Source organism: bacterium (genome assembly GCA_022616075.1).
Lineage (GTDB): Bacteria > Acidobacteriota > HRBIN11 > JAKEFK01 > JAKEFK01 > JAKEFK01.
This window is the reverse complement of the sequence record JAKEFK010000274.1, coordinates 33303-47752: the sequence shown is the minus strand read 5'-3', so window position 1 is coordinate 47752 and position 14450 is coordinate 33303. Positions and strand designations below refer to the sequence as shown.

Genomic DNA, 14450 nt, shown 5'->3' with positions numbered 1-14450 from the left:
TATTTGAGAAACACAATGAATTCAAATGAGATGGAATTCCCCTCCCTTATAAAGGGAGAGGTTAGCGGAGGGTTGTCTTAGTTTATCTCCCCAACCCCCACGTGATCTCCCCCTTCATAAGGGGGAGGAATCGCGGCATCAGCGCGCCCATGCTATACTTTTTGAATCAATGACCCGAGTCGATGAAACATATCAGACTCTCCTCGCAAATAACTATTCGGGCTCTTCCGATTTGCTGAGACTCACCATTGATTGGATACAGGAAACTCTACGGGAAGGTCAGGAGGAAAAGCAGATCCTTTTGAATCTGCAAACCCTTTGTAAAGCGCATCCGGCCATGGCTCTCCTCCAGAATTTCTCAAACTTCTTCCGCAAGATTCCGCTGAGTCCCCAACGGACCCAGGCATGGCTGGAAATGTATCACAAACATGAAACAACTGCCTGTCACAAGTTTTCAGCCCATCTTTCGAACTTTACGAACATCCTGGTTCACTCCTACAGCGGATTGCTTCACCGATCGCTAAAAAGCGTCCCCAATACTCTTAACATTTTTTGTACCGAATCACGGCCGGTACTGGAGGGACGAAGCCTTGCTGAAAAACTTTCCGATAGTCATCACAAGGTATATTTGATTACAGATATGGCAGCGTTTTCCGTTCTATCTCGAGTGGAAGTGCTGGCTTTCGGATGCGATTCTATCACCCCGCGTGGAATCGTAAATAAAATTGGCACGGCAGCACTGGCTGAACTTGCACAAAGACAGGGTAGAATGAATTATTTCATAGGTACAACCGAAAAGGTTCTGGATAGCTGGGAGGACGATTTTCTGTTGCGCCAAGGATCACGCGACGAAATTTACGAGGGCAACGGCTCGGTACACGTTGAAAACTATTATTTTGATCTCACCTCTCCTCCCAATATTTCAGGTCTATTCCTAGAGACCGGGATTTCGAGGATGTTCTGACGATGCGAAAATTACTCTTGGTTGACGATGATCCCTTCAGTCAGAAAATGCTGGAAGACATGTTCCGGAACGAATGGAAGATCATTAATGAGACGACCATCGAACAAATCACGAATCGTCTGGCACTGGAAAATTTCAGCCTGATCCTGCTCAATGCCAGTCTTCGTCGAACCGAAGGGGAAGCAATGTTCGATGCCATTTATGCTAATTCTCCACAGATTCCGATCGTAACTTACACGAGCGCGAGTCAGGTGCGGCTCGGGAGAACATTACAGAAAAAGGGCGCCTTCTGGAATATGACGATGCCCTTAAACACAGACGATCTGGCTCACATCATGCAGCTTGCAAAGAGGATCGAAGAATACCAGGAGCAGGCGCTCGCGAGCCAGAACGATTTTACGCAACTAGAAGAAGGTATTGCGCGGATGTTTCTGCCTCTGGAAAATAAGTTTCCTGATAAGTTCACATTCGAACAGGATGAATTGATTCAGGGAATTGTGGAATTGCTGGCGGACATTTTACAGGTGGATAAAACTTCCTTGATGCTACTGAGTCCCGAAACCGGGGAACTGCGGATTAAAGCGGCAAAAGGCTTGACTCCCTATGTGATCCAAAACTCCGTTCGTAAAGTGGGTGAAGGTATTGCCGGATGGGTTGCAAAAGAGGGAAAGCCTTTGCTCATTAAAGACGTTCAAAAGGATAAAATGTTTTCAGAATCTGCCTTCTTTCATCAATACACAACGAAATCCCTTGTCTGCGTGCCGTTGAAAGTGGGCGAACGCGTGATCGGAGTTTTAAGCGCAAACAATCATTTATCCGGCAAGCCCTTTGACGAGAAGGACCTCTATCTTGTAACAATCTTCTCTCATCTACTTTTGCTTACGCTTTACAATGCCCAGTTGCATTATGATCGTGAGAAGTTTTATGAAAAGGAAACGGAAATCGGTAATCTGAATCGTAAAATTACAGCGACGCTGGAGCCCAAAGTTCTTTTTCACGTTTTGTTGAACGAATGCTCCTCCATTTTCAAGGCGGAATACGTGTTCCTTTTTAATCTGGAAGAGAAAGGAACAGACCTGACTCTATATTATTTGAACGGAACGAGATTTGAAGAGATCCAGGTCCCGACACAACATGTTCGGCCATGGCTTGCGTTAAGAAAGGAAGCTGCGCTGCTCACAGGTGAGTCGAATCGCAAGGAATTCGAACTGCTGAGAAACTTAACCCATTTGGAGTTCCGCAGCTGGTTATCTACGCCGATTATCTTGCACGACAAACTTGCCGGCTCTCTCGAACTGGCTTCCCCGGACCCGGCCCGCTTTAAGTCTCAGGATGTACAGCTATTGGCTCGCACCGGTCAACAAGCATGTCTCGCCATGAACAATGCGCGGCTTTATATGAAACTGCTCAACAGCATCAAAGAAATCAGCGACGCGCGCAAGGAAGTGGATCGGGTTCGGCGCGGCCAGTTCCTGTAATGTCAACCGCCAAAGCGCCAAGAATTTAGTTTTCTTGAAAATCCCTCTCCTTCTGCTTACGATTATTAGATGTCAAAAAAGCTCCTATTCACCACTATCATCCTGCTATTGATCGGACTTACCTTCTGGCTTTCCTCAACGAGTAAACGGAACAAGGAACCAAAATATCGCACCGAGAAAGTTGAGATGGGGGATGTTACTGCAACGGTGACGGCCACAGGAACTCTGTCTGCTTTCGAAACCGTTCAGGTGGGAAGTCAGGTTTCCGGCATCATCTCGAAGATATATGTGGACTTCAATTCAAAAGTAAAAAAGGGCCAGTTGATTGCAGAGCTGGATCCCACTTCCTTTCAGGCACAGGTGGATCAGAGACAGGCTGATCTGGAAAGAGCCCGGGTGGAAACGAGGAATTCTCAAATCGCATTCGAACGTTCAAAAAATCTTGTGGAAAACAAACTGCTTGCGCAATCAGAATTTGACGTTGCATCCGCGAATCTACAAAGTAATCAGGCAAGCGTCAAACAGGCGGAAGCGGCCTTGCGCCAGGCAGTGACGAATCTTTCTTACACCAAGATTGAATCACCCATCGATGGTGTTGTGGTGGATCGCCAGTACGACATTGGCCAGACTGTAGCGGCATCCTTTCAGGCGCCCACACTGTTCACCATCGCCCAGGACCTCACGAGGATGCAGGTTGCAACCAATATCGATGAAGCTGATATTGGCAAGATCCAGGTTGGTAGCAGAGCAACATTCAATGTGGATGCTTTCTCCGAACGAAGATTTGAAGGAAAGATCTCCCAAGTGCGATTGTCTACGCAAGTTGTTCAGAATGTCGTCACATATCCTGTGCTGATCGATGTTGCGAATCCGAAGCTTGAGCTTAAGCCGGGAATGACTGCAAATGTGACGATTCCCGTGGATACCAAAACCGGCGTAATGAAAGTTCACAATGCCGCGCTTCGTTTTCGCCCAGATCCTGAAGATCTTGCCGAACCACCTGGTAAGGAAGAAAAAGGGACCCGTAGAAAAGAAAGCGTTGTCTATACCATGGATGCGGAGGGCAAACTGAAACCTGTTTCTGTGAGGACTTCGATTACTGATGGTAACTTTACGGCCATTGAGTCCAGGAATTTGAAACCCGGGCAGATCATCGTTGTCGGTTTAACGACCTCCCGCGCGATGGAATCTACAGGCGGAATGAATCAGCAGCAAGGCGGCAGACGAAGAGGCTTCTAATGATGAAGCCGAATGTCATCGAGATCATCGATCTTAAGAAAACGTACACGATGGGTGAAAATGAAGTTCCTGCGCTTCGTGGCATCTCCCTGGAGGTTGAGAAAGGTGAATACATAGCAATCATGGGGCCTTCGGGATCCGGAAAATCAACGTTGATGAACATCATTGGATGTCTGGACCGGCCGACTGCAGGCAAATACATTCTGGAGGGTCTTGATGTTTCCACGTTTAGCCGCGACCGCAGAGCTGAAATCCGCAATGAAAAGATCGGTTTTATTTTTCAGAACTTTAATCTTCTCGCACGGACCTCTGCAATTGAAAACGTGGAGCTGCCATTAATCTACTCTCACAAGAACTCTTTAACCGACCAGCAAATGCGGGAACGAGCAAGCGACTGCATGAAACGAGTCGGCTTATCAGGGTGGGAAGAGCATACGCCTGCCCAGCTTTCCGGAGGCCAGCAGCAAAGGGTCGCGATCGCGCGGGCCCTCATCAATGAACCGGCCATTTTGCTTGCGGATGAACCCACTGGAAATCTCGACACCAAAACTTCCGAACAGGTAATGGAAATATTTCAGCGATTAAATGAAGAAGGAATTTCTATAGCTCTGATTACACATGAAATGGATATCGCGGAACACGCAAAAAGAATTGTGATGCTCCGCGATGGAGAAATCGTAGCGGATCAAGCGGTGGGAAATAGGAGATATGTGTGATCGATTTTCTCCCCCTTATGAAGGGGGAGACTAAGAGGGGGTTGGATTTTTTCCAACCTCCCCTTAACCCCCTCCTTCATAAGGAGGGGGAAACAAGGACGATACTATGAAGAAATCAGGGAACATTTTAAAGGTTGCATTTCGGGCGATAGGCCGCAACAAAATGCGTTCCATTCTTACGATGCTGGGAATCATTATCGGCGTAGCCTGTGTGATCGCGACGATTGGAATCGGAGAAGGGGCTCGGATACAAATGGAATCGCAATTGAAATCCCTCGGTACAAACTTTCTAATGATTTTTCCAGGCACAACAACATCGTCCGGCGCACGAAGCGGTTGGGGAAGCGATTCAAAACTCAACGAAGGGGATGTCGAGGCGATTCGCAACGATTGTCAGAGCTGTGCCTACATTTCCATGTCCACGCGTTCTGTCGCACAGGTGATCTATGGAAATCAAAACTGGTCTACTTCTATTCAAGGGGGTGAAGTGGATTGGCCCCTGATCCGTTCTTGGAATCTGGAAAAAGGAGTCTTCTTTACCGATGCGGATAACCGCGCGGCTGCAAAGGTTTGCGTCATTGGTAAAACAATAGAGAACGAACTTTTTCGCGGAGAGGATCCGATTGGCAAAATGGTCCGGATCAAGAACATTCCGTTCCGGGTAATCGGAGTATTGGAACCGAAGGGTGGTTCGATGATGGGACAGGATCAAGATGACGTTGTGATAGCCCCCTATGAAACCGTTCGTAAACGATTGATGGGAGCCAGAGGAACAAACATAGGAATGATCATGGTAGCGGCTGTATCCAATGAATTGGTGGATCGCGCGGCGGAAGAAGTATCCGCGCTTTTACGGCAGCGACACAAAATCAATAAGGATGCAGGCCAGGAAGACGATTTCATGATCCGTTCGCAAACCGAAATGTTACAGCAAGCAGAAATGCAATCCAAGACGCTGAGCATACTTTTGTGGTCGATTGCCGGTGTTTCTCTGCTCGTAGGAGGAATTGGCATTATGAATATCATGCTCGTCAGTGTAACGGAGCGAACCCGCGAAATCGGAGTGCGAATGGCTATTGGCGCTAAAGGAGTCGATATCCGCTCGCAATTCCTGATCGAAGCGCTTGTTCTGTCCTTAAGTGGCGGCCTACTGGGAATTTTTCTGGGACTTGGTATTCAAAAGGCTGTGGCACACTTCGGTGGCTGGCCCATTTCTTTGCAGCCGGAAGCTGTAACGATGGCTTTCTTTTTTTCAGCATTAATAGGTGTTTTTTTTGGATTCTATCCTGCGCAAAAAGCAAGCAGGCTTGATCCGATTGAAGCGCTCCGCTATGAGTAGGATAATTCAGTAATATGTCACAAATTACAGTCACTGTCGTGAGAGCAGATACAAATCAGGAATATGAAGTCGAGCTGCCGGACAATGCCCTGCTGGAAGACTTGCTTCCTCAACTTGTGCAGCAACTTGGTTTACCGCTTGTGGGTCCGGATGGGAACCGTATTTCCTACCAGCTTTCCAACAAGCGTACAAGCCAGGAATTGAAACAGAATCATACGCTCGCGGAATACATCACCAAAAATGGCGATATGCTCCTGCTGACCTCCACCTTCGTAGCAGGTTCATTTCAGTGCTGAGTAATGAGTGATGAGTGCTGAGTATGAATCGCAAAGAAATTCGAATGAAAAATGACTATGAGGAAATGCTCCGGCTCAAGTCAGAATCATCCATCATCGATTTTCAAACATCAGGCAATCCACCAAGCAGGTACCATCTGGTCTTTCATTGCGCTGGAATGAGGCTGGATGAATCCACAAAACCTGTTTTCATTCAAGAGCATCGCTGCCAGATCGTTTTGGGAGCGCAATATCCATCGCAACCTCCGGACGTCACCTGGTTGACTCCGATTTTTCATCCGAACATTAAACTACAGGCGGTATGTCATAGTGGACAGTGGGCGCCCAGCTGGTCGCTTGCTGAATTTGTATCGGAGCTGGCGGATATGGCGCGATATACAAAGTTCAATCTGCAATCGCCCCTGGATACCAAAGCTGCGGAGTGGGCGAAACGAAACGTGAATCTTTTCCCCCTTGATTCCAGGCCGATCCGGGATAAGATCGCCCGAGTCGTAATCCGTTTGAAATCGCCGGGATAACAACGTGGAAATCCGAATCAAACCGATTCTTAAGAAAACCGAAAAGAGCCGTCTCCCGGGCAAAGTAAACCGGCGCTACCCTTCTAAGTTATTAGCAGTTTTTATGGATTCCTCAGCTATGAAAGAGCTCTTGCAGTTTGCCTCTTCCGATTTACATTATGAGCTGGGCGGAGTCCTTGTAGGGAGGGTTGGTCGTGGCACGCGAAGAAATTTTGTGGAAATCAAGAATTTTGTTCCCGCAACCAAAGGGATTTCTCGCAGGGCCTCGTTTGAATTTACAAACGAAGCACAGCAGGAAATTCATCAGGTTGTCCAGGAGCGTTTTCGCGATTTGCGAATTGTAGGATGGTTCCACACGCATCCGGGATACGGCGTGTTTTTGTCTTCAGCAGATCAGTTCATCGATCAGAATTATTTTAATGACCCTTTTCATATTGCGATGGTCATTGATCCGACCAAACAGGATGTTGATCTGGGGGTGTTTGTTTGGGACGCTGATCATGCGCGCGTCCGCGTCCCGTTATTTACACCATAGAAGGGGGAACGACCGGTCGCATCTCTGCGATGATTCCATACAGAAATGACGGACTATTTGAATTCTTCAATTGACCTCAATGACCCGGAGATCGTATCCGCTTACGATGAACTCCCCCTCTGGTCGGCAATGTTCGGAATGCTGCTTTTGAAACACGTTCCGATTAAACCAGGAATGATGGTGCTCGATGTTGGGTGTGGAACGGGATTTCCTCTGCTTGAATTGGCGCAACGGCTGGGTTCCACGTGTAAGGTTTACGGAATCGACCCCTGGGAAACGGCCCTGAAGCGCGCCGCACAAAAAGCGCAGCTGCTGAATGTGCAAAATGTGGAGCTAAAGCTGGCAGATGCGGCAGCATTGCCCTTTCCTGATGGTCATTTCGACCTCATCGTCTCCAATCTCGGAGTCAACAATTTCGATGACCCGGAAGCTGTAGTGCGCGAGTGCTGGCGAGTAACCAGGCCTTCCGCAGGAATCGTGCTGACGACAAATCTGCAAGGACACATGCAGGAATTTTACGATGTGTTTGAGTCGACCCTTCTGGAACTTGGAAAAGAAACGGCGGTAGTTGAGTTGAAAAAACACATTGAAAAACGCGCAACCATCGAAAAGGTTGTGACTCTTTTTAGGAAAGCAAGGTTCCGGATCACGACCGTTCATCAGGCATCGACCGTAATGCGCTTCGCTGATGGCAGCGCTCTTTTGCGCCACTATTTCATCAAATTAGGTTTTCTGGATGCCTGGAAAGGCGTCATTGAAACGGCGGAACAAGTGGAAGTATTTACCAGAATGGAAGAAAATCTCAACCGGCTTTCAGAAAAGGAAGGAGAGCTTAGATTGACGATTCCCATGGCTTACATCGAAGGCGAGCGGGTCGGACTGTGAGTTAGTGGGAGAACGCGGGCATCCTGCCCGCCCTGGAGTTTCTACATTTGATTCGATATTTACGAGGAAGTTATTTCTAAAATGAACCATGCCGGCGAGGACGCCGGCGGTCATTTATGCCAGCCTGGAGGCTGGCGCTCATCTTAAGCGAACAGATGAGCGCCGGCATTTTGCCGGCATTAATGTCCGCCGGCTTTCAGCCGGCTCCGCGGGCATCCTGCCCGCCGGATCGCAATAGATAAGAAAGTTTTGACAAAGAAAAATGCTCAGCGGGCTGGAAGCCCGCGCTCCATTAACGCCAGCATAGAGACCGTGAAGTGAAAAATAGTTCTTTGATCAATCGGATTGTCGCTGAGTTTCCGCGTTACACCGAATAGAAGCTGTTGCTCTAGCCGGATCTCAAACGGCCGGCCTTTGCGATGAGGCCTCTGACATCGATCTGTACGTTTACTTGAACGCGGATTTAACGCTTCAGAACCGGAAAAGCATCGCTGAAACATTTGCAGAACATCCTGAAGTAGGAAATAGTTTTTGGGAAACCCGGAGATGAATGGATCGATTCGGTTTCAGGAATCCGCGTAGACGTCATGTTTCGTAGCATCGGCTGGATCGAAGAGCAACTCGCGCGAATACTGCAAGATACGAAGCTTCCGTTGGCTATTCGACCTGTTTTTGGCACAATGTCCTTTCCTCAAAAAATCTATTTGACCGCAATGACTGGTTTACAAAATTGCAAAGAAAGGTCGATGTACCCTACCCCGATCCGCTCCGGGACGCGATTATTGCGAGGAATTTTCCAATCCTGCGCAACACGCAATCCTCATACTTGAATCAAATCGCGCGCGCGATAGATCGCCGGGATTCTACGACCGTTCATCACCGGATCACGTCGTTGCTTGCGAGCTATTTCGATGTGCTTTTCGCTGTAAACAGGGTTCCGCACCCTGGCGAAAAACGTTTAATCCAATTTGCTGAAACCAATTGCAATAAACTGCCGGCGCAAATGCGCGCGGACGTGGAATCATTGCTCCACGCGGGCTGGTTGGAAAAGGTGCGGTTTGCAAATACGTTGATTAACGGTTTAGAAAAGTTATTGCGATCTGAGACAGTTGAGTCTTAAACAAGTACCGGCTGAGATTTTAGCGGACAACCTTTTTCAGTAATGTGCCGCTCGAATTCGCTGCGAAAATGTTTGATGAATCCTTCCGTCGGCATTGCGGCCGCGTCAGAAAGCACACAGATGGTGCGGCCTTTCATGTTCTCGCAGACATCCAGTAGAACTTCCAGATCCTGCATTCTCCCTTCCCCTTCTTCGATGCGATGCAAAATCCGGTACAACCAGTGCGTCCCTTCACGGCATTGCGAACATTGACCGCATGTTTCATGCGCATAAAAGCGGGCGGTAATCATCGCCATTCGAACCATGCAAACGGATTCATCCATCACAATGATTCCAGCCGAACCGAGCATGCTCCCCGCCTTCACAAGGGAATCGAAATCCATCGGAGTCTCCATCATGGAAGCCGGCAAAACAGGAACGGAGGAACCGCCGGGAATGACACCCTTCACTTTGCGTCCTCCTTTGATACCGCCCGCCTTGTCCAGCATCTCTTGAAGCGACATACCCATCGGATATTCGTAAACACCCGGACGATTCACGTGTCCGCTGATCGCAAACAATTTTGGACCGTAATTATTCTTCGGGCCAATCTTAGTAAACCAATCGGCGCCGCGTTGAAGAATGTGCGGAAGGTTTGCCAGCGTTTCTACATTATTAATAACAGTGGGACAGCCGTAGAGCCCTACAGTAGCCGGGAAAGGCGGCTTGAGTCGAGGATTCCCCCGCTTCCCTTCTAATGATTCCATCAATGCCGTTTCTTCTCCGCAGATGTAAGCGCCCGCTCCCCGAAACATCGTGATGTTCAGGTTCACACCCTTTCCAAAAAGATTCGTGCCCAGGTATTTTTTGGCGCGCGCCTGCCGGATGCCGATGTCCAGCAACGTTGCGCCGTAGGAAAATTCTCCTCTGACATACAAAAAAGCTTGCTCGCAACGCAACGCATAGGCAGCAATGCAAATTCCTTCAATTACTTGATGCGGATCCTTTTCAATCAGGATCCGGTCCTTAAAAGTGCCCGGCTCACTTTCATCGGCATTGCAGCAAAGATAGGTCGGTTTGCCCGTGTTTTTGGGAACAAAACTCCATTTTTGACCTGTCGGAAAGCCGGCGCCTCCTCTACCCCGCAAACCGGATTTTTTTACTTCTTCCATCACCTCTTCAGGCGTCATTTCGTGAATCACTTTCTTCCAGGCCTTGTATCCGCCATTCCTTTCATAGCCTTCAACGCGGTTTTGTTCGGGATCTTCGATAAAACGAAGCATTACTTTTTCGTAGTCCTCGTACATGTTCTACCTCAGCGCTTCGATGATGGCCTGTCCAAAGGATTGAGTGGTTGCTGTTCCGCCAAGATCGGGTGTTCGAATTTGCCGTTGCGATAAAACAGTTACTAATGCTTGGAAGATTCTTTCGGCCGCAGCCACTTCGCCGATGTGCTGCAGCATCAGCAATGAGGACAATAACAATGCCGTGGGGTTCGCTACATTTTTGCCTGCAATATCCGGAGCGCTTCCGTGAACCGCTTCAAAAACCGCAGCTTGCTGGCCAATATTTCCACTGGGAGCCAGACCCAACCCGCCGATCAAACCGGCAGCAAGATCGGACATGATGTCGCCGTAGAGATTCTCCGTTAAAAGGATATCAAATTGATGTGGATTCAAAACGAGTTGCATGGCCGCATTATCGACAATCAATTCGTTGTATTCAATTTCCGGATATTCTCTTCGCACTTTTCGAATGCAGTCGAGGAATAATCCATCCGAGAGTTTCATGATGTTCGCTTTGTGAACGCCGGTAATCTTTTTGCGGCCCTGCCGGCGAGCAAGTTCGAATGCATACCGCGCAATTCGCGTGGAAGCGGCTTCCGTAATAATCTTCAAACTTTCGACAACACCTGGCACCACGACGTGTTCAATCCCCGAATACAGGCTCTCCGTATTTTCACGAACCACGATAAGGTCCACATCTGAATATTTTGCGTCCACTCCAGGAATGTTCCGGATCGGACGCGTATTCGCATAAAGATTTAACGTCCGCCGAAGAGTGACATTGATGCTGGCAAAACCTTCCCCGATCGGTGTCGACAGAGGTCCTTTCAGGGCGACTTTGTTCCGGATGATGGAATCCAGAACTTCTCCCGGCAGAACATCTCCGAATTTAACAAGCGCCCGCTGGCCTGCTTCATAGACTTCCCATTGAATCGAAACTTTTGCCGCTTCTAAAATTTTCTGGACAACTTCGGAGATTTCCGGTCCAATTCCGTCACCTGGAATCAACGTGATTGTGTACATGATTAATAATAACCACAGATGAACAAAGATAAACAAAGATTCATTTTGTAATTATCGCTGTTCATCTGTGTTTATCTGTGGTTTCAACTTATTCCGTTGAGAAATATTCCAGCAATGTGCGGACACCGAAACCGGATCCGCATTTCGGAATGTAGAAGAAGTCTTTATCGTACCAGGCAGGCCCCGCGATATCGAGGTGCGCCCATTTTGCATCGCCGATAAACTCACGAAGAAAGAGCGCCCCTTGAATCGCACCGGCTTCGCTGTTCGGAGCAAGGTTCTTAATGTCCGCGATATCACTTTTCACCATGTAATCATATTCATCGAGAATCGGAAGCTGCCAGAAGTTTTCGCCGGTTCTTTTACCGGCTTCGATCAAGCGATTCATCAGATTTTGATCGTTTCCCATGATGCCGGCAACGTAAGGGCCCAGTCCAATTACACATGCGCCGGTGAGCGTTGCAAGATCGATGATCTCGGTTGCCCCTTCTTTGACAGCCACTGAAAGGCCATCCGCCAGAACGAGCCGTCCTTCTGCATCCGTATTGATGATTTCAATCGATTTTCCATTCATCGCTCGCAATACATCTCCTGGGCGGATCGCTGAGCCGCTTGGCATATTTTCAGCAGCGCAAAGAATTCCGATCACGTCCTGTTCAGGAGCAATCTGCTTCATCGAACGCATCGCGCATAACACCGCAGCGGACCCGGCCATATCGCATTTCATTGTTTCCATCGATTTGGAAGGCTTGAGCGACAATCCACCGCTGTCAAACGTAATCCCTTTTCCGACAAGCGCGGTTTTCTTCGCTTTTTTCTTGCCGCTCTTGTAGCTGAGCAAAATCAAACGAGGTGGGATTTTGGATCCAGATCCAACACCAAGAATAGCCCCCGCACCCATCTTCTTAAGCTCGTCCGCTTCATAAACTTTGAAATCGAGACCGCTCTCTTCGGCGACCTTTGCGGCGATTTGTGCCAAAACTTCCGGATTCAAGTTGTTTGCCGGCTCATTCACAAGATCCCGGGCAAAAATAGTGGCGTCTGCATAAAGCCGGGCCTTCTTTAAAGCGGCTTTCGCTGCCGAATTGGGTTCGGTTAAAAGCGTGATGCTCTGAATTTTTTTCTGAGGTTGGATCTCTTCCTCTTTCGTCTTGAATTTTAGAAAACGATAAATGGCAAGAAGCGCTCCTTCTATCATGGCCTGCGCGAGCGCCTCGCGCGCGGAATTGGTTTGCTCGGGTATCGTATAAGAAACGTTTGCGCATGCTACATTTCGTGCCGCAAGAGTTGCTGCTGCTGCAGCGCGGCGAAACGTCTCCTCGTTCCATTTTTCAGGATTTCCAGTTCCTGTCACGATGATGCGCTGAGCATTCATCGCTCCGTTTGTATGATAGACCAGGCTTTCTCCCGGTCTCGGCTGAAAATGCTCTTCCTTGAGAAGATTGGAAAGTTTGTTTTTTAGCTTTTTGTCTACTGCCCGAAACGATTCCAGTGGGTTACCCTTCTCCGAAACAAAGAGTACTAATGCATCACAACGTTCCTCTACCGGCGAGCTTTCGCTAAGTCGAATGTCGATGTTGTCAGTCATGGGTGAATGCTTTTTCTCCTTTGATAAAGGCGACATTATAACATGTGTACTAAGGGCGTTTCGCCCGCGTTTTCTTAGTTCTGCGGGCGTAACTTTCGCGAAACACAGATTTCATACAAGAAAACAGCCGATGCGCTTGCAACATTTAAGGAATCGTTGTCGTTCAACATGGGAATTGCAATCTGGAAATCACATTTCCCCAGGACTTCAGGCGAGATTCCGGAGCCTTCATTACCGAGAACCACGCATAGATCGCCGGCTAAGTCGGCTTCTTGCAATGTTCGATCAGCGTTCGGAGTTGCCGCAATCACATTGCACGCCAGTTTCGGGAGTGTCTCCGCCAGGTTCACGTGCAGAACAGGCAGCCGGAATACTGCGCCCATCGAATTTCGAACGGCCCGCCGCAAGTAAGGACTGCTGCTGGTCTTATCCGCCAGAATCGCATGCGCTCCGAAAGCGCCGGCGTTTCTTACTATGACACCAACGTTTTCCGCGCTCACAATTCCATCCAACGCAACAAATAGAAAGGGATGAGGCACATTCGCAACCAACTCGTGAAGGTCAGGCTCATTAGGAACGCGGGAGACTGCCATGATTCCCTGATGTAGTGAATATCCAACGATCGACTCTAGAAGGCTTTTGTCTGCAATGAAAATATCAATTCCAGCCAGCGAATTCTCCGTATTCAATTCCTCGAGCCATTTTCGCGTCAGCAACAGCGACACAACAGTGAGACCGGATTGCAGTAAACGCCGAACAACTTTTTCGCCCTCGGCTACGAAAATTCCCTGTTGAATGTGTTCGTTCGGACGCCTCAGTGTCAGATACGGTTTCAACTCAGGAATATCAAGCGTTTGAACTTCCTGGATTCTCAACCGCGTCAGTCTGTCGAGCTTGGCAGCATCTTCTTCAAATTCTTTGCAGCTTCCTTGCCAGCTTTGCCGTGAGGATCCAGCTTTTGAGCCTGAAGGAAATGCTTCGAGGCAGCGCTTCGATCGCCTCTTATTTTGTTAATGATTCCCAGATACAGAAACGCTTCAGAATAGCGGTCATCGAGACTAATAACCTCTTCCAGAAGGCGCACAGCCTCATCCAATTCACCATCCAGATAAAGGTCACGCGCTCTTTTCAAAAGCTCTTCTGCATCATTGATCATTTCCACTTCAAAGAAAACCTTTGCGCCCAGATTGATCGCGAGCGCGCGGACCACGCCTGTCAGAAAGAAAGTGGCCACCTGAACCAACATGAAATACGAAAGTGGTATGTCAGGAAGTATCGCCTTCCCTTTGTATTTCAAACGGACTTTATTGATGATTCCCTGTTTATACCAGTATTGAACGCGCTCCACTGCCTGCTTGATGCTTTCTTCAGCTTTGTTTGTGTTGATTTCAAGCGTTACTTTGCGGACCGGTTTTGGTTGAACCGGCGCTTTCTCGATGCTCTTTTCTTTCTTTTGCTTTGCCATAAACAGTAAGTATAAATCA

At 48.4% G+C, this 14450-nt stretch carries 15 protein-coding genes; 10 read left to right on the top strand and 5 right to left on the bottom strand.

Annotation, left to right across the window (positions count from 1 at the left end; all coding sequences use genetic code 11):
• Positions 1-169: 169 nt before the first annotated feature.
• From L0156_22740 to L0156_22695, 10 genes are all read left to right on the top strand, one after another.
• Positions 170-964, top strand: coding sequence for a hypothetical protein (locus tag L0156_22740; GenBank protein ID MCI0605814.1), 795 nt, complete (start codon positions 170-172; stop codon positions 962-964).
• A 2-nt stretch (positions 965-966) separates the two neighbouring features.
• Entirely contained in the window at positions 967-2442 is a 1476-nt protein-coding gene (locus L0156_22735; protein ID MCI0605813.1) for a GAF domain-containing protein, read from the top strand.
• Positions 2443-2511: 69 nt separating this feature from the next.
• Positions 2512-3681 (top strand): efflux RND transporter periplasmic adaptor subunit, encoded by a 1170-nt coding sequence (locus tag L0156_22730; GenBank protein MCI0605812.1) that lies wholly within the window; start codon positions 2512-2514, stop codon positions 3679-3681.
• Positions 3682-3683: 2 nt separating this feature from the next.
• The gene (locus L0156_22725) at positions 3684-4397 is read left to right on the top strand and encodes an ABC transporter ATP-binding protein (protein MCI0605811.1); all 714 of its coding nucleotides are present in this window, start codon (positions 3684-3686) and stop codon (positions 4395-4397) included.
• Between the two features lie 106 nt (positions 4398-4503).
• Positions 4504-5736, top strand: coding sequence for an ABC transporter permease (locus L0156_22720; GenBank protein ID MCI0605810.1), 1233 nt, complete (start codon positions 4504-4506; stop codon positions 5734-5736).
• Between the two features lie 14 nt (positions 5737-5750).
• Complete coding sequence (locus L0156_22715) at positions 5751-6032, top strand: EsaB/YukD family protein (protein MCI0605809.1); 282 nt, start codon at positions 5751-5753, stop codon at positions 6030-6032.
• A 23-nt stretch (positions 6033-6055) separates the two neighbouring features.
• On the top strand, positions 6056-6550 hold the full coding sequence (locus tag L0156_22710; protein ID MCI0605808.1) for a hypothetical protein: 495 nt from the start codon (positions 6056-6058) through the stop codon (positions 6548-6550).
• 4 nt (positions 6551-6554) lie between these two features.
• Positions 6555-7085 (top strand): Mov34/MPN/PAD-1 family protein, encoded by a 531-nt coding sequence (locus L0156_22705; GenBank protein ID MCI0605807.1) that lies wholly within the window; start codon positions 6555-6557, stop codon positions 7083-7085.
• Between the two features lie 45 nt (positions 7086-7130).
• The gene (locus L0156_22700; GenBank protein ID MCI0605806.1) at positions 7131-7970 is read left to right on the top strand and encodes a methyltransferase domain-containing protein; all 840 of its coding nucleotides are present in this window, start codon (positions 7131-7133) and stop codon (positions 7968-7970) included.
• Between the two features lie 730 nt (positions 7971-8700).
• The gene (locus L0156_22695; protein MCI0605805.1) at positions 8701-9090 is read left to right on the top strand and encodes a DUF4037 domain-containing protein; all 390 of its coding nucleotides are present in this window, start codon (positions 8701-8703) and stop codon (positions 9088-9090) included.
• On the opposite strand, the gene nuoF is transcribed toward L0156_22695, so the two are convergent.
• The 5 genes from nuoF to L0156_22670 all read right to left on the bottom strand — a co-directional run bounded on the left by nuoF (position 9087) and on the right by L0156_22670 (position 14431).
• Positions 9087-10376, bottom strand: a complete 1290-nt coding sequence (nuoF, locus tag L0156_22690; GenBank protein MCI0605804.1) for an NADH-quinone oxidoreductase subunit NuoF — start codon at positions 10374-10376, stop codon at positions 9087-9089. The genes L0156_22695 and nuoF overlap by 4 nt on opposite strands.
• Before the next feature lie 3 nt (positions 10377-10379).
• On the bottom strand, positions 10380-11378 hold the full coding sequence (locus L0156_22685) for an isocitrate dehydrogenase (NAD(+)) (protein ID MCI0605803.1): 999 nt from the start codon (positions 11376-11378) through the stop codon (positions 10380-10382).
• An 88-nt stretch (positions 11379-11466) separates the two neighbouring features.
• Positions 11467-12966, bottom strand: coding sequence for a leucyl aminopeptidase (locus tag L0156_22680; protein ID MCI0605802.1), 1500 nt, complete (start codon positions 12964-12966; stop codon positions 11467-11469).
• A 74-nt stretch (positions 12967-13040) separates the two neighbouring features.
• Entirely contained in the window at positions 13041-13841 is an 801-nt protein-coding gene (locus L0156_22675; GenBank protein MCI0605801.1) for an RNA methyltransferase, read from the bottom strand.
• 5 nt (positions 13842-13846) lie between these two features.
• Positions 13847-14431, bottom strand: a complete 585-nt coding sequence (locus L0156_22670; GenBank protein MCI0605800.1) for a hypothetical protein — start codon at positions 14429-14431, stop codon at positions 13847-13849.
• Positions 14432-14450: the final 19 nt, after the last annotated feature.

Bases quoted from the DNA above. Each gene is read 5' to 3' on its own strand.
- L0156_22740 (MCI0605814.1), top strand. From the start codon at position 170: ATGACCCGAGTCGATGAAACATATCAGACTCTCCTCGCAAATAACTAT.
- L0156_22735 (MCI0605813.1), top strand. From the start codon at position 967: ATGCGAAAATTACTCTTGGTTGACGATGATCCCTTCAGTCAGAAAATG.
- L0156_22730 (MCI0605812.1), top strand. From the start codon at position 2,512: ATGTCAAAAAAGCTCCTATTCACCACTATCATCCTGCTATTGATCGGA.
- L0156_22725 (MCI0605811.1), top strand. From the start codon at position 3,684: ATGAAGCCGAATGTCATCGAGATCATCGATCTTAAGAAAACGTACACG.
- L0156_22720 (MCI0605810.1), top strand. From the start codon at position 4,504: ATGAAGAAATCAGGGAACATTTTAAAGGTTGCATTTCGGGCGATAGGC.
- L0156_22715 (MCI0605809.1), top strand. From the start codon at position 5,751: ATGTCACAAATTACAGTCACTGTCGTGAGAGCAGATACAAATCAGGAA.
- L0156_22710 (MCI0605808.1), top strand. From the start codon at position 6,056: ATGAATCGCAAAGAAATTCGAATGAAAAATGACTATGAGGAAATGCTC.
- L0156_22700 (MCI0605806.1), top strand. From the start codon at position 7,131: ATGACGGACTATTTGAATTCTTCAATTGACCTCAATGACCCGGAGATC.
- nuoF (MCI0605804.1), bottom strand. From the start codon at position 10,376: ATGTACGAGGACTACGAAAAAGTAATGCTTCGTTTTATCGAAGATCCC.
- L0156_22685 (MCI0605803.1), bottom strand. From the start codon at position 11,378: ATGTACACAATCACGTTGATTCCAGGTGACGGAATTGGACCGGAAATC.
- L0156_22680 (MCI0605802.1), bottom strand. From the start codon at position 12,966: ATGACTGACAACATCGACATTCGACTTAGCGAAAGCTCGCCGGTAGAG.
- L0156_22670 (MCI0605800.1), bottom strand. From the start codon at position 14,431: ATGGCAAAGCAAAAGAAAGAAAAGAGCATCGAGAAAGCGCCGGTTCAA.